This is a genomic window from Shewanella frigidimarina (assembly GCF_003797125.1).
GTDB lineage: Bacteria > Pseudomonadota > Gammaproteobacteria > Enterobacterales > Shewanellaceae > Shewanella > Shewanella frigidimarina.
In genome coordinates this window covers 469,929-490,816 of sequence record NZ_RKKE01000003.1, presented here as the reverse complement: position 1 = coordinate 490,816, position 20,888 = coordinate 469,929, and the positions used below count along the sequence as shown (strand labels likewise).

At 41.4% G+C, this 20,888-nt stretch carries 19 protein-coding genes; 8 read left to right on the top strand and 11 right to left on the bottom strand.

The window, feature by feature from the left end; genetic code table 11:
• Positions 1 to 35: 35 nt before the first annotated feature.
• The 5 genes from purB to EGC86_RS11560 form a co-directional block, all read right to left on the bottom strand.
• Positions 36 to 1,406, bottom strand: coding sequence for an adenylosuccinate lyase (purB, locus tag EGC86_RS11580; protein WP_123777665.1), 1,371 nt, complete (start codon positions 1,404 to 1,406; stop codon positions 36 to 38).
• A gap of 39 nt (positions 1,407 to 1,445) precedes the next feature.
• Entirely contained in the window at positions 1,446 to 2,078 is a 633-nt protein-coding gene (gene hflD, locus EGC86_RS11575; RefSeq protein ID WP_281047853.1) for a high frequency lysogenization protein HflD, read from the bottom strand.
• 3 nt (positions 2,079 to 2,081) lie between these two features.
• On the bottom strand, positions 2,082 to 3,200 hold the full coding sequence (gene mnmA / locus EGC86_RS11570) for a tRNA 2-thiouridine(34) synthase MnmA (RefSeq protein ID WP_123777664.1): 1,119 nt from the start codon (positions 3,198 to 3,200) through the stop codon (positions 2,082 to 2,084).
• Positions 3,201 to 3,458: 258 nt separating this feature from the next.
• Positions 3,459 to 3,932, bottom strand: a complete 474-nt coding sequence (locus EGC86_RS11565) for an NUDIX hydrolase (RefSeq protein ID WP_123777663.1) — start codon at positions 3,930 to 3,932, stop codon at positions 3,459 to 3,461.
• A gap of 32 nt (positions 3,933 to 3,964) precedes the next feature.
• A complete protein-coding gene (locus tag EGC86_RS11560; RefSeq protein WP_123777662.1) occupies positions 3,965 to 4,660 on the bottom strand; it encodes a pseudouridine synthase in 696 nt (231 codons plus the stop codon).
• A 381-nt stretch (positions 4,661 to 5,041) separates the two neighbouring features.
• Between EGC86_RS11560 and EGC86_RS11555 the strand changes: the two genes are divergently transcribed.
• On the top strand, positions 5,042 to 7,267 hold the full coding sequence (locus tag EGC86_RS11555) for an NADP-dependent isocitrate dehydrogenase (RefSeq protein ID WP_123777661.1): 2,226 nt from the start codon (positions 5,042 to 5,044) through the stop codon (positions 7,265 to 7,267).
• A 155-nt stretch (positions 7,268 to 7,422) separates the two neighbouring features.
• Here the strand turns inward: EGC86_RS11555 and cspD are convergent, their stop codons facing one another.
• Positions 7,423 to 7,629 carry a cold shock domain-containing protein CspD gene (gene cspD, locus EGC86_RS11550; protein WP_011637711.1) on the bottom strand — a complete coding sequence of 69 codons (207 nt, stop codon included), beginning with the start codon at positions 7,627 to 7,629 and terminating at the stop codon, positions 7,423 to 7,425.
• A 196-nt stretch (positions 7,630 to 7,825) separates the two neighbouring features.
• Between cspD and clpS the strand changes: the two genes are divergently transcribed.
• Both clpS and clpA read left to right on the top strand, forming a co-directional pair.
• Positions 7,826 to 8,134, top strand: coding sequence for an ATP-dependent Clp protease adapter ClpS (gene clpS, locus EGC86_RS11545; protein ID WP_011637710.1), 309 nt, complete (start codon positions 7,826 to 7,828; stop codon positions 8,132 to 8,134).
• 42 nt (positions 8,135 to 8,176) lie between these two features.
• The gene (gene clpA / locus EGC86_RS11540; RefSeq protein WP_123777660.1) at positions 8,177 to 10,435 is read left to right on the top strand and encodes an ATP-dependent Clp protease ATP-binding subunit ClpA; all 2,259 of its coding nucleotides are present in this window, start codon (positions 8,177 to 8,179) and stop codon (positions 10,433 to 10,435) included.
• Positions 10,436 to 10,833: 398 nt separating this feature from the next.
• Here the strand turns inward: clpA and infA are convergent, their stop codons facing one another.
• The 3 genes from infA to aat all read right to left on the bottom strand — a co-directional run bounded on the left by infA (position 10,834) and on the right by aat (position 12,548).
• A complete protein-coding gene (gene infA / locus EGC86_RS11535) occupies positions 10,834 to 11,052 on the bottom strand; it encodes a translation initiation factor IF-1 (protein ID WP_011496276.1) in 219 nt (72 codons plus the stop codon).
• 79 nt (positions 11,053 to 11,131) lie between these two features.
• Positions 11,132 to 11,851, bottom strand: a complete 720-nt coding sequence (locus EGC86_RS11530) for an arginyltransferase (RefSeq protein ID WP_011637708.1) — start codon at positions 11,849 to 11,851, stop codon at positions 11,132 to 11,134.
• Positions 11,841 to 12,548: a leucyl/phenylalanyl-tRNA--protein transferase gene (gene aat, locus EGC86_RS11525; RefSeq protein WP_123777659.1), complete on the bottom strand. Its 708-nt coding sequence runs from the start codon at positions 12,546 to 12,548 to the stop codon at positions 11,841 to 11,843. The genes EGC86_RS11530 and aat overlap by 11 nt, the downstream gene beginning before the upstream one ends.
• Positions 12,549 to 12,600: 52 nt before the next feature.
• Here aat and EGC86_RS11520 point away from each other — a divergent pair, with 52 nt between their 5' ends.
• Positions 12,601 to 13,089 (top strand): outer membrane lipoprotein, encoded by a 489-nt coding sequence (locus EGC86_RS11520; RefSeq protein WP_081430136.1) that lies wholly within the window; start codon positions 12,601 to 12,603, stop codon positions 13,087 to 13,089.
• Positions 13,090 to 13,204: 115 nt separating this feature from the next.
• Here EGC86_RS11520 and EGC86_RS11515 read toward each other — a convergent pair whose 3' ends face one another.
• On the bottom strand, positions 13,205 to 13,567 hold the full coding sequence (locus EGC86_RS11515) for a hypothetical protein (protein WP_123777658.1): 363 nt from the start codon (positions 13,565 to 13,567) through the stop codon (positions 13,205 to 13,207).
• 426 nt (positions 13,568 to 13,993) lie between these two features.
• Here EGC86_RS11515 and EGC86_RS11510 point away from each other — a divergent pair, with 426 nt between their 5' ends.
• Together EGC86_RS11510 and EGC86_RS11505 are read left to right on the top strand one after the other, a co-directional pair.
• Positions 13,994 to 14,746 carry a Nif3-like dinuclear metal center hexameric protein gene (locus EGC86_RS11510; protein ID WP_165872419.1) on the top strand — a complete coding sequence of 251 codons (753 nt, stop codon included), beginning with the start codon at positions 13,994 to 13,996 and terminating at the stop codon, positions 14,744 to 14,746.
• Between the two features lie 95 nt (positions 14,747 to 14,841).
• Entirely contained in the window at positions 14,842 to 16,767 is a 1,926-nt protein-coding gene (locus tag EGC86_RS11505) for a monovalent cation:proton antiporter-2 (CPA2) family protein (protein ID WP_123777656.1), read from the top strand.
• Between the two features lie 136 nt (positions 16,768 to 16,903).
• Here the strand turns inward: EGC86_RS11505 and metG are convergent, their stop codons facing one another.
• On the bottom strand, positions 16,904 to 18,955 hold the full coding sequence (metG, locus tag EGC86_RS11500; RefSeq protein WP_123777655.1) for a methionine--tRNA ligase: 2,052 nt from the start codon (positions 18,953 to 18,955) through the stop codon (positions 16,904 to 16,906).
• A 156-nt stretch (positions 18,956 to 19,111) separates the two neighbouring features.
• Here metG and apbC point away from each other — a divergent pair, with 156 nt between their 5' ends.
• Both apbC and udk read left to right on the top strand, forming a co-directional pair.
• On the top strand, positions 19,112 to 20,227 hold the full coding sequence (gene apbC, locus EGC86_RS11495; protein ID WP_011637701.1) for an iron-sulfur cluster carrier protein ApbC: 1,116 nt from the start codon (positions 19,112 to 19,114) through the stop codon (positions 20,225 to 20,227).
• A 9-nt stretch (positions 20,228 to 20,236) separates the two neighbouring features.
• Positions 20,237 to 20,875, top strand: a complete 639-nt coding sequence (gene udk / locus EGC86_RS11490) for a uridine kinase (protein WP_011637700.1) — start codon at positions 20,237 to 20,239, stop codon at positions 20,873 to 20,875.
• The last annotated feature ends 13 nt before the right edge of the window (positions 20,876 to 20,888 follow it).

The following is a 20,888-nucleotide window of genomic DNA, read 5'->3' as shown; positions in this document are numbered from 1 at the left end:
ATGCGACCGCTAATGTTATGTATAAGCTTATAAGACTATTTTAGCTCATCAACAAAGGCTTCTGCGCGGCCAATGTAGTTTGCTGGGGTCATCTTTTTCAATTCAACTTTTACGTGTTCTGGTAATTCAAGACCATCGATGAATACTGCAAGTTGTGCTGCATCAATACGTTTGCCACGCGTCAGTTCTTTTAACTTCTCATACGGTTTTTCAATACCGTAACGACGCATTACGGTTTGCACTGGCTCGGCCAATACTTCCCAGTTTTTGTCTAGTTCTGCTAAAAGTTGTGCTTCATTCACTTCTAACTTGCTAATGCCTTTCAAGGTTGCTTGATATGCAATTAACGAGTGAGCCATACCGACACCTAAGTTACGCAATACGGTTGAGTCAGTTAGGTCACGTTGCCATCTTGAAACGGGTAATTTAGCAGCTAAGTGCTGCATTAGCGCGTTAGCGATACCTAAGTTACCTTCAGAGTTTTCAAAATCAATTGGATTGACTTTGTGCGGCATCGTTGATGAACCTATTTCGCCTGCGATAGTACGCTGCTTAAAGTGGCCTAGTGCAACATAACCCCAAATATCACGATCAAAATCGATTAGGATGGTGTTGAAACGAGCAATGGCATCGAACAATTCAGCAATGTAATCATGCGGCTCAATCTGAGTGGTATATGCGTTCCAATTAATGCCAAGGCTGGTGACAAAACGCTGTGACAACTCATGCCAATTTACTTCTGGGTATGCAGAAATGTGTGCGTTGTAGTTACCGACTGCACCGTTAATTTTACCCATAATTTCAACAGCGTTGATTTGGTTTAATTGACGCTCTAAACGTACCGCAACGTTAGCCATTTCTTTGCCTAACGTTGATGGCGATGCTGGCTGACCATGAGTACGTGACATTAATGGCACGCTTTTATTGTCATGCGCTAACTTTTTGATGGCATCAATAATTTGCTGACAATGCGGCACTAACACTTGTTCACGCGCTTCTTTTAACATTAAGCCATGAGATAAGTTGTTAATGTCTTCAGAGGTACAGGCAAAATGGACAAATTCATCAATGGCGACTAACTCGGCATTATTGGCAATTTGTTCTTTAATAAAATACTCAACCGCTTTAACGTCGTGATTGGTGGTGCTTTCAATCGCTTTAACGCGTAGAGCGTCTTGTTCGCTAAAGTTGTCCTTAATGCTGTCTAGCACGGCAAGGGCAGTTTCGCTAAAAGGGGGAACTTCTTCAATCTCTGGGCAGCTAGATAATAGCTTTAACCAGTTGATTTCAACTTGAACACGGTACTTAGTAAGACCGAACTCGCTGAAAATCCCTCTTAATGAGGCGGTTTTACTACCATAACGACCGTCTACCGGAGAGATAGCAGTTAGTGCGGAAAGATCCATTTGAAGCTCCTTGATGAACTTTGTTGTAGGGTGATTCGATTAATTGTTATTTTGGCTTTGTTTTGCTGTATCAAATATGGCCTTACGGGCAAACACTAAATGGCGGCGTTTGCCACCTAATTGGCGCCATAATACCGCACTGCGCATTGCCGCAAGTAGTAACGCACGAATTTTGTTTTGCACCTGAGGCTGCTTTAAGCAATCGGGATTACCTGATATTTGTAATTTAGGGCCTAACTCACTGATGATATCACTGTAAATACTAGCAAAATTGGCAAGTACTTGTTCATCGGTAATCGCAAAATGTGCCAGTTGGCGATGCACTTGATTGATGCGCTCTGCCAGCATACCCAAACCATTGGGCGAGCGGGCAAGCTTACGTTCAAGCGCTAATACGCCAACTAAGTAACGAGTGGTTTCGACATCTTTGTTACTGCCATCGCCGAGCTGATTTTGAATCAGTTGGTAGCCATTATCTAAAATGGCTTTATCTTGATAGACCTCAACTGTCGATTCAGGCTCTGTGACTAAAATAGTATTAAGCGTAGCAGCTAAGGCGTCTTTGTCACTTTCGCCGTGGCGTGCTAAATACTGCACTTGGCCAATCGCTTGTAAAATACCCGCGAAGGCCATAGTGCGTTCAAACAAGATGTTGTCTGGAGTTTGGCTCACGGATTATCCTCGAATTAAAGTATCGATTATGCCGCCACCTAAACAGATGTCACCATCATAAAACACGGCTGATTGCCCAGGGGTCACTGCGGCAACCGCCTCATCAAACATCACCGTAATATTGTCTGCGTCATCATAGGTGAGGGTACATAAAACATCACGTTGACGATAACGGGTCTTTACTGTAATCGTGCTGTTATTGGCTGGCCCCGTACGATCAACCCAATGGAGTTGATTGACGGTCATACCTGTTGACATTAGGCGAGGGTGATTACCGCCTTGCGCCACAATAAGCACATTACGGACTAAATCTTTTTCAACCACATACCATGGGTCTTCATTGCTGTTTTTCAGTCCACCAATGCCAAGGCCTTTGCGTTGCCCAAGCGTGTGGTACATCAACCCTTGATGTGTACCAATTACTTCACCTTCTGATGTTTCGATATCACCAGGCTGAGCAGGTAAATAAGTTGCTAAGAAGTCAGTAAACTTACGCTCACCAATAAAACAGATGCCGGTGCTGTCTTTTTTGTCGTGAGTAATGAGTCCCAATTTTTGGGCTATTTCGCGTACTTGATGTTTTTCAAGTTCACCGACAGGGAACAAACTACGGGCAACTTGTTCGTGGCTTAACGTGTATAAGAAGTAACTTTGATCTTTATTGCCATCAACCCCGCGGAGCATTTCAACGCTGCCATCGCTATTATCACGACGACGAACATAATGGCCCATGGCGATATAGTCGGCGTCTAAAATGTCGTCGGCAAATTCAAGAAATGCTTTAAATTTGATTTCTTTATTACACATGATATCGGGGTTGGGCGTTCGACCGGCCTTGTATTCTGCTAAAAAGTATTCGAATACGTTATCCCAGTATTCGGCAGCAAAATTGACGGTGTGCATTTTTATACCTAGCTTGTCGCAAACCGCTTGAGCATCTTTTAAATCATCTGCTGCAGCGCAATATTCATCAGTATCGTCTTCTTCCCAGTTCTTCATAAATAGACCTTCAACTTCGTAGCCTTGCTGCATTAACAAGTAAGCTGATACTGAAGAGTCCACACCGCCGGACATGCCGACAATGACTTTTTTACCGTTTGAAGTAGGGCTGAGTGATGTCATAAATCCTAAAAACCTTGAAGAAAGATAATGTATATATTGTGCCGCAATGCCGATGTTTCAAGGCGATTGTGCTAGATTTTTGCTAGTAGTGAATCTGAATACTATTAATTGCGAATATCGCAGAGATTATAGTTGCACATATCGAAGAAATTAATTGGTAAACGGCCAATAAATACGACATTTGTGCGGCGCGTATTCTATCACGCATTCACTTAATGGGCTATCTTGAGGCGCATACAAATAGCCTAAGACAAGCCATTAAAAATAATCGACATTGAGCAACGATAATGGTGTGTGCTGTGCGGGATGGTTTTTATCTGATTGTTGTAAAAAATCTTCAATACTTTTTAGCACTAATGGGCTACGAAGCTGGTTGCCAAGGGCGGTGATGTCTGCAAGATTAAGCCAATGGGTAGCGGTAATGGCATTATCACCGGGTGTGGCGTGTTGTTGCTCGGCCAGCTCAATACAAAATGTATAACGAACAAAGGCTAAATCTGTAGCTGCCCGAAATTGATAGATCCCTACTAAGGCTTGTGGTGTGAGCTCAAGCCCCGTTTCTTCAACAATTTCACGAGCGCATGCTGCAATAATCGATTCATTGGCCTCTAAATGCCCCGCTGGTTGGTTAAATTTAACCTCACCGTTGATGCATTCTTCAACCAATAAAAATTTACCTTGGCAGTGGATCACGCAAGCTACAGTAGTATTAGGTTTATAGCGTTCGGTCATATTTCCCTCTTGTATAAAGCGTCTGCCAGCGATTACTTTGCCGTGCTGATCACTTTGTATTCACCATTAGGTAAATCATCTAGACACCATTGACCTATTTTATAACGGATTAATCTTAAGGTTGGATGACCCACATGTGCGGTCATTCTTCTGACTTGGCGATTTCGACCTTCACAAATTTGCACTTCAAGCCAGGTTGTTGGAATGGCTTTACGTTCTCGTACTGGCGGGGTTCTTGGCCAAATATCAGGAGATGACATTACGCAAACTTTAGCCGGTAATGTCATACCGTCTTTTAATTCAACCCCATTACATAAGGCATTGATTGCTTCATCCGACGGTTCGCCTTCCACCTGAACCCAATAGGTTTTAAAGGTTTTTTGCGATGGTTGGGTAAGCTTTGCCTGCAATTGTCCGTCGTTGGTAAGCAATAGCAATCCTTCACTATCACGGTCTAAACGTCCTGCTGCGTAGACATCGGCTACAGGAATAAAGTCTTTTAATGTTTGTCGGCCTGCTTCATCGGTAAATTGGCACAACACGTCAAATGGCTTGTTGAATAATACAATGACGGGATTTTCAGGCCGTGGTTTTTGTGGGGGACGCGATTTTGCCCTGCTACGATTGGCTGTCGCACTTGTTGCCTCTGAATTAACTGGTTTTGTAGACGCGCCAGTTCTGTAAGTAGATGTTTTTTTAAATGAACTGAATTTACCGATTTTTGACATAAAGGTATGGTTAACATCCTTTGCTAATACAAGTGAGTAAAAAGTGAACGAATATAAATCTATTTATGGTAGTTTACTGCGTATTCGCCCTTAGTGGAATTTGAAAATTACTAAGAATGATCTATGATGTCCGCCTAAAAATTGTGATCTGTACCTAATTTATCATTCTGAGATATCGGCTTTAACCGCCAAATCTCAGAGGTTTGAGAACAAAATATAATAATAAATGGGATAGGGGATTTCACATACTTGGCTTATAAAAAAGTGTGCCATGGTCATTGATCACGGTCCACTTGTGCGAGTGTTATCCACCAAAACCCGTCAAAAGCTTACGCAATTTATTCTAATAAATTATTAATTTACAATAATGTAGGAAATAAAATGAAAGATAACACTCCAACGATCATATACACAGAAACCGACGAAGCACCGGCACTTGCCACGCTGTCTTTATTACCGATTATCCGTACCTTCACTAACGCTGCAGGCGTAAAAGTTGAAACGCGCGATATCTCTTTGTCAGGTCGTGTTATTGCTAACTTCCCTGAAAAATTAACTGCAGAGCAAAAAATTGCTGATGCGCTAACCGAATTAGGCGAATTGGCTAATAAGCCAGAAGCTAACATCATTAAATTACCTAACGTTAGTGCGTCAATTCCGCAGTTAAAAGCCTGTATTACTGAACTTCAAGCAAAAGGTTATGACATTCCTAACTATCCTGATGAGCCTAAAAATGACGCAGAAGTTGAAGCTCAATCGCGTTATGACAAAATTAAAGGCAGTGCGGTAAACCCAGTATTACGTGAAGGTAACTCAGATCGTCGTGCACCGACTTCAGTGAAAAACTACGCCAAGAAAAACCCACATTCAATGGGTAAATGGGCCAGCGACTCTAAGTCTCACGTTGCTCACATGAATGAAGGCGACTTCTACGGTAGTGAACAGTCTGTCACTCTAGCGGCAGCTGATAAAGTCAATATCGTGTTGACTCAACAAGACGGCAAAGACGTTGTATTGAAAAGTGGCTTAGCGTTATTAGCTGACGAAATTATTGACTCAGCAGTGATGAGCAAAAAAGCATTAGTGGATTTTTATGCTCGTGAAATTGAAGCGGCAAAATCTGAAGATGTTTTATTATCTTTGCACCTTAAAGCGACCATGATGAAAGTGTCAGACCCAATATTATTTGGTCTTGCAGTTAAAGTGTTCTTTAAAGATGTGTTCGATAAGCACGGTAAATTATTTGCTGAGCTAGGCGTTGATGTAAATAATGGCTTTGGTGATGTTTATGCCAAAATCAGTACGCTGCCAGAAGCTAAACGTAACGAAATTGAAGCTGATATTGCTGCTGTTTATGCTGCTCGTCCAGCACTTGCAATGGTCGACTCAGATAAAGGTATCACTAACTTACACGTACCTAGTGACATTATTATTGATGCATCAATGCCAGCAGCAATTCGTTCTTCGGGGAAAATGTGGGGCCCTGACGGCCAGTTACAAGACACTAAAGCGATGATCCCAGATCGTTGTTACGCTGGTGTTTATCAAGAAACCATTTCGTTCTGTAAAAAGCACGGCGCATTTGACCCAACGACTATGGGCAGCGTGCCTAACGTGGGCTTAATGGCTCAAAAAGCAGAAGAATACGGTAGCCACGATAAAACGTTTGAAATTAAAGCTGCTGGTACGGTTAACGTGATTAACCAAGCTGGCGATGTGTTAATGAGCCATAACGTTGAAGCTGGCGATATCTATCGTATGTGCCAAGTCAAAGATGCACCAATTCGTGACTGGGTTAAACTTGCGGTTAAGCGTTCACGCTTAAGCAATACGCCTGCGGTATTCTGGTTAGATAGCAACCGTGCTCACGATGCTGAGTTAATTAAAAAAGTCACTCAATATTTAGCTGAACAAGATACTGCTGGTTTAGACATACAAGTGATGTCACCAGAAGATGCAACTCGCTTTACGTTAGAGCGCATCATCAAAGGTGAAGACACTATTTCGGTAACGGGTAACGTGTTACGCGACTACTTAACCGATTTATTCCCAATTCTTGAACTGGGAACAAGTGCGAAAATGTTGTCTATCGTGCCGTTAATGAATGGTGGCGGCTTATTTGAAACTGGTGCCGGTGGTTCAGCGCCTAAGCACGTGCAACAAGTCGAAAAAGAAGGTCATTTACGTTGGGATTCATTAGGGGAGTTTTTAGCTCTTGCTGCGTCTTTAGAGCATTTAAGTCAAACGACCAACAATGCTAAAGCACAAGTATTAGCAGATACCTTAGATGTTGCTATTGGTGTGTTTCTTGATACCAATAAATCACCGTCTCGTCGTGTAGGTGAACTCGATAACCGCGGTAGTCACTTTTACCTAGCGATGTATTGGGCACAAGCATTAACTGAGCAAACGGCTGATCCCGAGCTTGCTGCACACTTTGCACCTTTAGCTAAGTCATTGGCTGCAAATGAAACCGTTATTCTTGCTGAATTGAACGGTGCTCAAGGCCCTGCAGTTGATTTAGGCGGTTATTACCGTTTAGATGCTGCTAAAGCCGAACAAGCAATGCGCCCTAGTGCAACTTTAAACCAGTTTGTAATTGGTTAATCTGCACAAAAACTTTCCTAACTAGGTGTGAGTTATTCTATTAATGAATACATCTTCAAGTGAAGGTGTATTAAATTGATTGAGGCGATATTTTTTTAGGCAATAAAAAAGACAGGGATTAAAATCCCTGTCTTTTTGTTTTATAGTCTCACCAATTAAATTGTTGGCGAGATGGCTGAAGCATGCATTCCTTTAGGGCCTTCTTCAACTTCGAAGCACACAGGTTGACCTGCTTTTAAGGTACGATAACCTTCCATTTCGATAGTTGAATAGTGCGCAAATACATCTTCGCCACCCTGATCAGGGCAAATAAACCCGAATCCTTTGGCGTTGTTGAACCATTTAACAGTTCCGTTTGCCATACTTCCACTTCCTTCTGTTGTCTACTTACCAGTAAGATAGTAAAACTTATTATCCAGCGGTCTAGTATTCGCCGCCTAACAAACAGAATGAAATTTGTACGAAAATATGTCAAGTAGTAATTAACAAAAAACCAACATTTAATTAATTTAATGATATCAAGTGGTCGGGAACCAAACGAGAGGCTAGTATTAAACAATGGCTAAATTAGGCAATGTAGAACATATTGAAGAAAAGGTTGAATCTGAACTACAACCACCCCATATGTATAAAGTGGTGCTAAACAATGATGATTACACCCCGATGGACTTTGTGGTAGAAGTATTACAACGTTTCTTTGAGAAAAATGAACAGCAAGCTGTAGATATTATGTTAGCGATCCATAACCAAGGCAAAGGATTGTGTGGTGTATTTCCATTTGGGATTGCAGAAACAAAAGTTTTTCAAGTAAATCAGTTTGCAAGAGAAAACCAACATCCGTTACTGTGTACTTTAGAGAAAGTATAAAATCGATATCTCACAGTCTGTGGTTAAATTTAGGGGGTGCTTATGCTGAACAAAGACCTGGAAGTCACCTTGAACCTAGCGTTTCAGCAAGCTAGAGATTCACGTCATGAATACATGACGGTAGAACATTTATTATTAGCGCTGATTGATAATCCTTCGGCCTATGAAGCATTAATTACTTGTGGGGCGGATGTTAATCGTTTACGAGAAGAAGTGGCTAATTTCATTCAACAAACCACGCCCATTATTGCAGAATCAACCGAAGAACGTGAAACCCAACCCACCTTGGGATTTCAACGTGTTTTGCAAAGAGCCGTGTTCCATGTGCAATCGTCTGGTCGTAACGAAGTTTCTGGTGCCAATGTACTCGTTGCTATTTTTAGTGAACAAGAGTCGCAAGCGGTATATTTACTGCGTCGTTGTGATATTACCCGTTTAGATGTGGTTAATTTTATTTCTCATGGCATGTCAAAAGAAGATGATTCTGGCGAACCACAAGATCAAGAGCGCATTGACGATCAATCTGAAAATGTCGAAGACCGCAGCATGTTGGCGCAGTTTGCTGCCAATTTAAACCAATTAGCCCAAGACGGCAGTATCGACCCATTAATTGGTCGTGATGCTGAAATTGAGCGTGCAATTCAAACTTTGTGTCGTCGACGTAAGAATAACCCATTACTTGTGGGTGAAGCTGGCGTGGGAAAAACGGCTATCGCAGAAGGTTTGGCTTATCGTATCGTCAATAAGCAAGTGCCTGATGTTATGGCCAACGCGACGGTGTATTCGTTAGACTTAGGCTCATTATTAGCGGGCACTAAATACCGTGGTGATTTTGAAAAGCGTTTTAAAAGCTTATTAAAAGAACTCGCAGCTGATGAGCATGCCATTTTATTTATTGATGAAATTCATACCATTATTGGTGCTGGTGCCGCTTCTGGCGGTGTGATGGATGCATCTAACTTGCTTAAGCCATTGCTATCGAGTGGTAAGTTACGTTGCATGGGGTCAACCACGTTCCAAGAATATCAAAGCATTTTTGAGAAAGACCGTGCTTTAGCGCGTCGCTTCCAAAAAATTGATATTAATGAGCCTTCAGTTGCCGAAACCACCAAAATTTTAATGGGACTTAAATCTAAGTACGAAGAATACCATGGGGTGCGTTATACCCAAGCTGCCATCAGCAGTGCAGCCAGCCTTTCGGCAAAACACATTAATGATCGCCATTTACCTGACAAAGCGATTGATGTGATTGATGAAGCGGGCGCTCGAATGGTGATGATGCCGCAAAGTAAACGCAAGAAAACCATTGGCCAAGCTGAAATTGAAGCAATCATTGCTAAATTGGCTCGCATCCCTGAGAAGTCGGTATCGTCGACTGACAAGGATATGTTACGCAACCTTGAACGCAACCTAAAGATGGTAGTGTTTGGGCAGGACAAGGCGATTGAGAGCCTTAGCGCGGCTATACGCTTGTCGCGCAGTGGTTTAGGTTCAGAAAAGAAACCTGTTGGTAGCTTTATGTTTGCTGGCCCAACTGGGGTAGGTAAAACCGAAGTAACCAATCAATTGGCTAATTGTCTCAACCTCAAACTCATTCGCTTTGATATGTCTGAGTATATGGAGCGTCACACCGTATCGCGTTTAATCGGTGCTCCTCCAGGTTATGTGGGTTATGACCAAGGTGGTTTGCTTACCGATGCAGTGATTAAAAACCCACATTGTGTGGTGCTACTTGATGAAATCGAAAAGGCGCACCCAGATGTATTCAACTTGCTATTGCAAGTTATGGATCACGGTACATTGACCGACAATAACGGCCGAAAAGCTGATTTTAGAAATGTAACCTTGGTGATGACAACCAACGCTGGCGTACAAGAAACAATTCGTAAATCGATTGGTTTTAGACAGCAAGATCACACTCAAGATGCCTTAGCTGAAATTAATAAAGTCTTTTCACCTGAGTTCCGCAATCGATTGGATTCGATCGTATGGTTTAATCATTTGGATATGACCGTTATCGCCAAAGTGGTTGATAAGTTCTTAGTTGAATTACAGGCACAACTTGATGATAAACATGTCACGCTGGATGTCAGTGATGAAGCGCGGACCTTGTTAGCTGAGAAAGGCTATGACAAATCGATGGGCGCGCGCCCAATGTCACGTGTTGTAACGGAATTGATTAAACGTCCGTTAGCAGATGAGATTCTGTTTGGTGTGCTTGAACGAGGTGGTATTGCGCATATTGACGTTAAAGAAGGTGAGATCAATATTGATTGCGAGTCGTTAGAAAAAGTCTCGTAATAATCAATTCATATGCTTGAAAATATACCATTAAAAAAGATGACCCATAGGTCATCTTTTTTTATGTTTGTTAATTGCGCCCAATACCATTAATTATAAATAAGCCTTCAACTCAAAGCATTTCTTACTGTTCAATTCAATGGGTATTGATAGCAAAATGGGTATTCCCTTTTTAAATCAATAAACATAGTAGTGGATCGTATGAGGTGCTTCTGCAAAACGGATTACAACCATCGCGATGCTTGGTTGAATGCTCTGATAAAGGGATACCCATTACGTTGAACATTCGTCTTGTTTGATGCGTGTTGCTTTACGTTGAATACACTTTATTTATGCAGTTTGGTATAACAACAAAAAAACCGACAGGCAGTCGGTTTTTACATTGTTGAGGCTAGCGATTAACGTGCGCGGAAGACGATACGACCTTTTGATAGGTCATAAGGAGTCAACTGTACAGTGACTTTGTCACCCGTTAAAATACGGATGTAGTTTTTGCGCATTTTGCCAGAGATGTGGGCTATCACCACATGTCCATTTTCAAGCTCTACGCGGAACATTGTATTTGGCAAGGTCTCAAGGATAGTGCCCTGCATTTCAATGTTGTCTTCTTTCGCCATTAATTAGTTATCCCATTAGCCTTCAAATATGAAAAAATCGGGCGTATCATGCCCCAAAAACACTGAACTGTAAAGGGCGTTAACGAGAAAGAGCTGTAAGATTTTCACCAACTTGCCAACCGAGTGCTGTTAAAATTTGATATGGGCGATATTGGCGTTTGTAGTTCATTTTCCGATTTTGATCAATTTGATAGCCCAAATATAAAAAACGTTTACCCAATGATTTTGCTAATTGGCATTGGATTAAAATCATCAGCGAACCTAATGAACGGTCGGCATAATCAGGATCAAAATAACTGTAAATTGCCGAGAAGCTGCTCATCATTTCATCGGTTACGGCAACCCCAATTAATCGGTCTTGATCAAACACCTCAATAAACATGGGCGGTAACCAATCCGATAATAAAAAATCATCATATTGGGTTGGCGATGCAGGAAACATTGGCCCATCATTGTGACGTTCATTGATATAACGTTGATACAAATCATAGTGCTCAGGCCGTGAGGTATGAGTGACTTTCCAATGCAAATCTTGATTGTTTTTTAAGGTTCGTTTTTGTCGTTTTGATAATATAAAATCATTAACATTCAATCTAATAGACTGACAAGCTTGGCAGCTCGGACAACGAGGTTTGTAAATAGCATTGCCGTTACGACGAAACCCCATCGTTAGAAGTTGTTCAAACAGCGCCGCGTCTATTTGCGGTTCTTGGATCACCAGCAATTGCTCTTTATTACCTTCAATATAATTGCAATCAAAAGGCTGGCTTATTCCTACGCTGACAGATTTAGAATTCAATAAACACCTCTTGTTTGTTCCACATTGACGCTGAAGTTGCACGATCTCTGTACTGATGAAGTATCGTTAAAAACTCGCTTCTAGGTAAGGCTTTAGCCCCAAGGCTCACTAAATGAGGATTCATTACTTGCGCATCAATCAATTGAAAATCGTGTTTGACCAAGTGTTGATTCAGTATAGCAAAGGCTGCTTTTGATGCATTTGTTTGACGGTGAAACATCGATTCACCGCAAAAAATACCGCCCACCGGAATACCATACAATCCACCCACTAGCTGTTCGCCATCCCATACTTCAATAGAATGAGCATGCCCTTGAAGATGCAGTTCATAGTAGGCCATTTGTATTTCGGCCGAAATCCAAGTGCCATCTTGGGTGTTACGGGGCCCAGCACAACCGGCAACAACATCTAAAAATGCCTGATTAATGGTAAAACGCCATGCAGACTTTTTAAGAAATTTTATTAAGCTTTTACTGCCAAAAGGATGGCTCGGTGTGAACACCGCTCGAGGATCGGGTGACCACCATAAAATGGGGTCATTAGCGTTAAACCAAGGAAAAATACCTTGGTAATAGGCTTGTGCTAGGCGATCTGGATGTAGGTCTCCTCCGATGGCTAATAAACCATTCGGATCGGTAAGAGCTTGCTCTGGCGGCGGGAAGCCGATGGATTGATTTAAATAAGACAGTGAGTTCACAATTGAGTATATTATTTGTAATACCTTATCGTTAACTTAGCGGAAAATGGCCATGTTTAAAATCATAACTGTAAGTGTGAAGAGTATTTTTGCAGTATTGCTGACTATTTGTTTGTTTTGTGGTCAAAGCCAAGCTGCTTACGAGCGTAATCAAGCCGTTCCAGTTGAAAAAGTGTTATATGGACACATTGAATCTGTGAAACATGTAACAGAGAAACAGTTAGTAGAAGACAGTCGAAGTGGTTGGAAAACCTTTGGCGGTGCTTTAATTGGTGGTGTTATCGGTCATCAATTTGGTGGAGGTTCAGGTCAAGATGTTGCCACTGTCTTGGGGGCGTTGATTGGCGGTGGAATTGGCAGCCAGCACGGTAACCAACAATATTATCTTGAAACTAAGTTAGTTGAACTAATGATAAAGCAAGAAGATGGTAGCCAAGTTATGGTGATCCAAGATGCGGATCCAGGCATGAGTTTTACTGCCGGAGATGAGGTTAGGGTGGTTTACTTAACCGGTTATGTCAGGGTCGACCTCGCGATGTGATTATTTACGGTGTGATTATACAGCTAAAACAAAAGGAGCCTAGGCTCCTTTTGTTTACACACTGTGGTCAATATTCGCTAACGATACAGTTTGATCTGTTCTCGTTAATTAGAAATTAGAAACCACGAGGCAAAGTTTGATTACCCGCTGTGCTTTCGAGTTTTTTACGCCATAACTGCTTAGGCGTTAATCCGCCTGAGTTTGACTGTGCTTTTTTACTCGGTTGTTTATTCGGTGCAGTTTTTGCGGTTGCCTTTGCTGCAGGCTTAATAACTGCTTTGCTCGCAGTAGGTGCTTTTTTTACTGACGATGCAGTTAGTTCAGCATGCATGGATTCAAGTTCGCTAAAGCGCACTGATTTACCGCCGTCAATTTTGTACCAGCTACCAGCTTGCTCAATAGAAACTGCTTGTCCAGACTGCTTTTCAAGAGCCATTTGTAGTTGGCTGATGACCTCTTCTTTAGTCAATGTTGTCATAGTTAATAACCTATTTGTTATCATGTTAAATTAAGGTTGTTACTAATTTTAATGTGTTAAGGCTACAAAAGTCCAATTAGTGGCGCAAATTGTCGATTTCTCACTCATAAAGACCGATTTATCAGCATTTATGACTGCTATTGTTGAAATTTTTGAGCATGAGTTACCCTAAATTATTAAGTTCATCTCTAGTGAAGGTATTGAATAAATAAGCTAAAATTAGCTCGATACCGTTTATAATCCAGATCTGAGGTTGATGAGTATCACCCCCTAAAAAAGCGTTCAACTCAGTGGTTAATTCGCTTGCAGTTCAACATCGGATTGTAAGTAATAAACGGTCCGTTATTTCCGGAGTTAGTTTCAGAGGCTTTTATCCATTTTTGTTAGGAAAATACTATGTCAACACATCATCAAGGCTCTTCTACCATTACTCGCCAAGCGTTAAGCTCATATTTAGACAGTTTTTTAAATGTGTCAGCCTTTAAAGACTACGCTCCTAATGGATTACAAGTTGAAGGTAAGTCTGATATCCGCACGATTGTGACGGGTGTAACTGCATGCCAAGCATTAATTGAGCAAGCGGCGGCTGTTAATGCCGATGCAATTCTTGTTCATCATGGATTTTTTTGGAAAAACGAGCCAGAAATTATCACCGGGATGAAGTATCGCCGAATTAAAGCGTTAATGGACCATGATATGAGTTTATTCGGCTACCACTTACCACTTGATGCCCATCACGGAATTGGAAACAATGCTCAACTAGCTTACCAATTAGGTGTTATTAGCCCTCGAGTATATGAACCAGTCGCACAAGATTTACTGTGGCATGGTCATTTAGAACATCCTTTAAGCGCCAGCGAATTGAGTCAATTACTGACTAAGGTGCTTAAACGTGAACCATTACATATTGGCGATAACAGTAAGCCTATCTCAACCCTTGCTTGGTGTACTGGTGGTGCTCAAGATTATATTGATTATGCAGCCCAAATGGGTGTAGATGCGTTTATAAGTGGTGAGGTGTCTGAACGTACTTATCATGCAGCAACGGAACAAGGGCTGCACTATTTTGCCGCAGGGCATCATGCTACTGAACAATTTGGTATTCAGGCATTAGGGCAGCATTTAGCCAGTAAGTTTGATTTAACCCATCATTTCATTGATATCGTTAATCCAGTTTAATGGATTAAAGGCCTCGTTAAATATTGGCGTGCACTTGCACTTGTAATGGCAGTGTAAAAGTCGATATTAATTTTTTCACCCGATAAGGACCCTCAATGACAGAGTACTTTTTACAGGCTTTTATTTATCTCACCGCTGCAGTCATTGCTGTTCCGTTAGCGAATAAATTGGGCTTGGGTTCCGTGCTGGGGTATTTGATTGCGGGTGTCGTCATTGGCCCCATTGTGGGTTTAGTGGGCAGTGAAACCAACACCATTCAACACTTCGCCGAATTTGGTGTGGTGATGATGCTATTTTTGGTCGGCTTAGAGCTGGAACCTAAAATGTTGTGGGCGATGCGTAATCGTTTACTGGGGCTTGGTGGCTTACAAGTAGTGGGGTCGGTTGTAGCTGTGATGGCCTGTGCCATTTATGCTGGGTATCAACTGAGTATTGCATTAACAATTGGATTAATTTTTTCCCTTTCGTCTACCGCAATCGTGTTACAAACCTTATCTGAAAAACGCCTTAATAAAACCCATGCCGGACAAAATGCATTTTCGGTATTGTTGTTTCAAGACATTGCTGTTATTCCCATGTTGGCCTTTATTCCGTTATTAGCTTTACCTGAATTAGTTGATAAAGCCCAAGCTGCGGTGAGTAGTATGAGTGAGCAGTACGAGCAGTTAAGCCTCGTGGCCTCATTACCCGGTTGGGCATATGCCATTGTACTGGTATTAGCGATTGGTGCTGTTGTACTAGGGGGGCATTATCTCAGTAGACCTTTATTTAAAATGGTTGCCGAATCTGGTGCGCGTGAAATATCTACCGCCGCAGCACTTATGCTGGTTATCGGTATTGCAGCATTAATGAGTTTAGTGGGTATATCCCCCGCATTAGGTACCTTTTTAGCAGGTGTTGTACTGGCAAACAGTGAATTTAAGCATGAGCTTGAAGCCAATATTGGTCCATTTAAAGGTCTATTATTGGGATTGTTTTTTATCACTGTCGGCGCCGGAATTGACTTTACGGTACTGTTTGCTGATTTTGCTGAAATAATAGCTATCACCTTAAGCGTTATGTTGATTAAAGCGTTTGTGCTGTATTTATTAGCGTTGATTTTTAGAATTAAGGGCAGCGATCGTTGGCTGTTTGCATTATGTTTGGCTCAAGCGGGAGAGTTTGGTTTTGTACTGCTGAGTTTTAGTGTTCAACAGCATGTTATTCCAACTGATTTAGCGCAAACGTTATCAATCGTGGTCGCATTATCGATGTTTTTAACCCCAGGATTATTTATTTTATTTGATAAAGTCATTTATCCACGCTTTCAGGTAAAAACCAACCAGCGTGAACAAGATAGTATTGATGATGAAGGCACGGTGATTATTGCGGGTATTGGTCGTTTTGGCCAAGTGGTTAATCGCTTTTTAATTTCGAATAATATTAAAACGGTAGTGCTTGATTATCAGGTGTCACAGGTCGACACTATCAGGCGTATTAATACTAAGGCCTATTATGGTGATGCCACTCGTCCAGATTTATTAAAAACCGCTGGCATTGAACAAGCCTCGCTTTTTGTGGTGGCCATCGATAATAGAGAAAGTAGTGTGGAGTTAGTTAAATACTTACATAATACCTACCCCAAACTTAAGATTGTTGCCAGAGCATTTGACCGTGGTCATGGACATTTATTAAAAGAAGCAGGTGCAGACGTGGTTGAGTCGGAAACGCATCATTCAGCACTGGAATTGAGTTTGTCATCGTTACAGTTATTAGGTCATTCAGAAGAATATGTGTTGAGACGAAAGGCAACCTATAAACGGGTTGAAAAAGAAGCTTCAAAACGTTTATATGATTTTTGGTTGAAAGAATCAGCGGGTGAACGCTTTAGTAACGATTTTATTAAACTGTTTATGTTGTATGAAGAGCGATTAAAGCAAGCAATGGATGAAGATAATGCCGCTCACCAACAAGATATCGATAATCAAAACGATGCTAATGCCAAGCAAACAAATGATAGTAATAGTGATATCCAGAGCTAATGCTCGACTTACCACATGCTGGCTAACCACGTTTTAAATATCAGTCGCTTTGTTTGTTTGCAATCCGCTAGATTGAAAACTCAATAGAGATAAAAAGACCGCCGAAGCGGTCTTATTTTATGGTTTTAAAGCTAGATTACTTAACTCGCATGCCAGGCTGTGCACCTTCATGGGGTTCTAGTATAAACAAATCTTTACCGCCAGGACCGGCAGCTAATACCATACCTTCTGAATCACCAAACTTCATCGTGCGTGGGGCAAGGTTAGCCACCATTACGGTGAGTTTACCAACCAAATCTTCAGGCGCATAAGCTGATTTAATACCCGCAAATACTTGTTTGGTTTCGCCGCCTAAGTCTAATTCAAGACGCAGTAATTTATTGGCTTTTTCAATATGTTCCGCTTTGCTGATTCGAGCAATACGTAAATCAATTTTAGCAAAATCTTCAAAGCTTATTTCAGGGCTAATTGGATCGAGTTCTAATTGATTAACAGCTTGTGTCGGCGCTTCGGTTTTAGGTGCATCCGTATTAGTCGCTTGCAAGTTCTCTTTAGAGGCATCGATGATAGCTTCAATGCTCTTAGGTTCGATACGCTGCATTAATGCTTTGAATGTCGCGATTTCATGACCAGCAAGATCTTGACCTAAATTGTCCCACGTTAAGGTTAACTGTAAAAAACCTTCAACATTTTCGGCCAATTTAGGCAATACAGGCTTAAGGTAAGTGACCAAGATTCTGAACAAGTTTAATGCATTACTGCAAACCTGATGTGCTTCATCTTGTTTATCGTCTTGCTTCACTAATTGCCAAGGTGCTGCGTCGGCAACATAGGCGTTAGCAATATCAGCTAATGCCATAATTTCACGCATCGCTTTGCCAAATTCGCGAGTTTCATATAATTCGGCAATCACTTCGCTTTTAGCTAAGAATATGTCGGTTAAGCTGCTGTCTGTTACCTTGGCTAATTTGCCGTCAAAGCGTTTGCTGATAAAGCCAGCAGTTCGCGATGCAAGGTTTACCAGTTTACCGACCAAGTCTGAGTTAACTCGTTGGGCAAAATCTTCTAAATTTAAATCTAAATCATCAATACGACTGTTTAATTTAGCTGCGTAATAATAACGTAGGTATTCCGGATCTAAATTATCTAAATAGGTACGCGCTTTAATAAATGTGCCTTTAGACTTAGACATTTTTGAACCGTTTACGGTGACATAGCCGTGAGCATAAACACTGGTCGGTTTACGAATACCTGCGCCTTCAAGCATTGCTGGCCAGAATAAACTGTGGAAATAAACAATGTCTTTACCGATGAAGTGATAAACCTCTGCGGTTGAGTCTAGGCTCCAAAAATCGTCAAAGTTCAAATCATCACGCTTGTCACATAGGTTTTTAAATGAACCCATATAACCAATAGGCGCATCTAACCAAACATAGAAAAATTTACCGGGAGCATCAGGGATTTCAAAACCAAAGTAGGGTGCATCACGTGAGATGTCCCATTGTTTTAGCCCTTGCTCGAACCATTCGTTAAGCTTGTTGGCCATTTCTTGTTGTAAAGAGCCTGATTGGATCCACTCTTTTAACATGCCTTCAAATGCTGGCAAGTCAAAAAAGAAGTGTTCGGTATCTTTCATTATTGGTGTCGCACCAGAGACTGCCGATTTAGGATTTATCAAATCGGTCGTACTATAAGTTGCACCACAGTTGTCACAGTTATCGCCGTATTGATCTTCAGACTTACATTTTGGGCAGGTGCCTTTAACAAAACGGTCCGGTAAGAACATTAACTTTTCAGGATCATATAATTGTGAAATGGTTTTGGTTTTGATGTAACCACCATCACGGAGTTTTAGATAAATATCACTGGCTAAAATGCGGTTTTCTTCACTGTGAGTGCTGTGAAAGTTATCAAACTGGATATTGAAGTCAGCGAAATCTTGCTGGTGCTCTTTTTGCACTTGGGCAATCATTTCTTCTGGCGTAATGCCCATTTGCTGTGCTTTAAGCATAATCGGCGTGCCGTGAGCATCGTCGGCACAAATGTAGTGGCATTCATGTCCACGTAACTTTTGAAAACGTGACCAAATATCCGTTTGGATATATTCAAGCATGTGGCCTAGATGGATTGGGCCATTGGCATAAGGAAGGGCACTTGTGACCAGTATTTTACGCTGTGATTTTGTCATTTTGTCTCGATATCAAATTACACCAAAAATATTGCCTGATACTAACTGATTAGCAGACTTTTTTCACCAAAACATGACTTAAAAAGGCTTATTAGTCGCTATTTTTTTACCAAGTTCTGATACACTTGTGCAAATTTCTGGTTCGGAGTTGCCGTTTTGGTCAATACGCATACAAATTATCAATTAAGTGATGAATTATTGTCACCAGTGTTAGATATTTTAGAAGCATTTGAAGATCCTTATTTGCATAAAGGCTTAGTCAGTGCAGGATGTGTTACAGCATTGTCGATAGAAGGAAAACGCCTACAATTAGGCTTAGTTTATCCCTATCCATGTATGACACAATACCGCGACACCGTGATGGCTATCACCAATAAATTGGCTGTACTTGACGCCATTGATGAAGTGGAATGTGAAATCGATTTCCAACCACGGGTTTATTCCGCGCTGCCAGCAATTGCACCTATTCCTAACGTAAAACAAGTTATTGCTGTGGCTTCTGGTAAAGGCGGTGTGGGTAAATCAACCACCGCAGTAAATCTCGCATTAGCGTTGAAAGCTGAAGGCGCCGAAGTGGGTATTTTAGATGCCGACATTTATGGCCCGTCTATTCCATTGATGTTAGGAATTCCTAATTTTCGTCCACAATCGCCAGATGGCAAGCACATGACGCCGGCTTTAGTGCATGGTATTTCTGCGCAATCTATTGGCTTTATGCTAAGCGGTGATGAAGCCGCGGTGTGGCGAGGCCCTATGGCTGCGGGGGCTTTAGCACAGTTACTTAACGAAACTCAGTGGCCTGAATTAGACTATTTAATTATCGATATGCCACCTGGAACCGGTGACATTCAACTGACATTATCGCAAAAAGTACCCGTTAGCGGTGCCGTGATAGTGACAACGCCGCAAGATATTGCTTTAGCTGATGCCAAGAAAGGCATCACCATGTTCAACAAAGTTAACATTCCAGTGCTTGGGATTATCGAGAACATGAGTTTTCATCTTTGCCCTGAATGTGGTCATAAAGAACACCCATTTGGTACTCATGGTGGTAGTCAAATAGCGGAACGTTATAACGTGCCATTATTAGGATCATTACCATTACACATCAATATTCGTGAATCAATGGACAATGGTACGCCGAGCGTGATGAGCGAACCAGAAAGTGAAGTGTCAGGGATCTATCGCGAAATTGCCCGCAAACTTGGGGCAGAATTAGCACTTCAACAAGTACAATCAACCGTAAAAATTAGCATATCAGAAGACGAGTAAGGTTAAGAGATGAATTCTCAGCAGTGTGTCATTATTGGGATTGCCGGTGCGTCGGCTTCAGGTAAAAGTTTAATTGCTAAAACAATTTTTGAAGAATTGTGTCGTGATTTAGGTACAAATCAAATTGGTGTGATCAATGAGGATGCTTATTATCATGATCAAAGCCATTTGACGATGGAAGATCGTGTCAAAACTAATTACGACCATCCAAAAGCGTTAGACCATCAGTTATTAGCGTCTCATTTAACTCAGCTTAAACAAGGTGAGCCAGTTAGCATTCCATGTTACAGCTATACTGAGCATACTCGTATTAGCGACACGTTGACCATGCAACCTAAAAAAGTGATTATCTTAGAAGGCATTCTATTATTAACCAATCCTAAATTACGTGATTTAATGGATGCCAGTGTGTTTATGGATACGCCATTAGATATTTGCTTTTTACGTCGGTTAACTCGTGATGTTGCTGAACGTGGTAGAACAATGGAATCGGTTATTTCACAATATAAGCGAACCGTACGCCCGATGTTTTTACAGTTTATTGAACCGTCAAAACAATATGCCGATATTATCGTTCCCCGGGGCGGTAAAAACCGTATCGCAACTGATATTTTAAAAGCTAGAATTCAGCATTTATTGGCGAAGTAGCCTTATCTAAAAG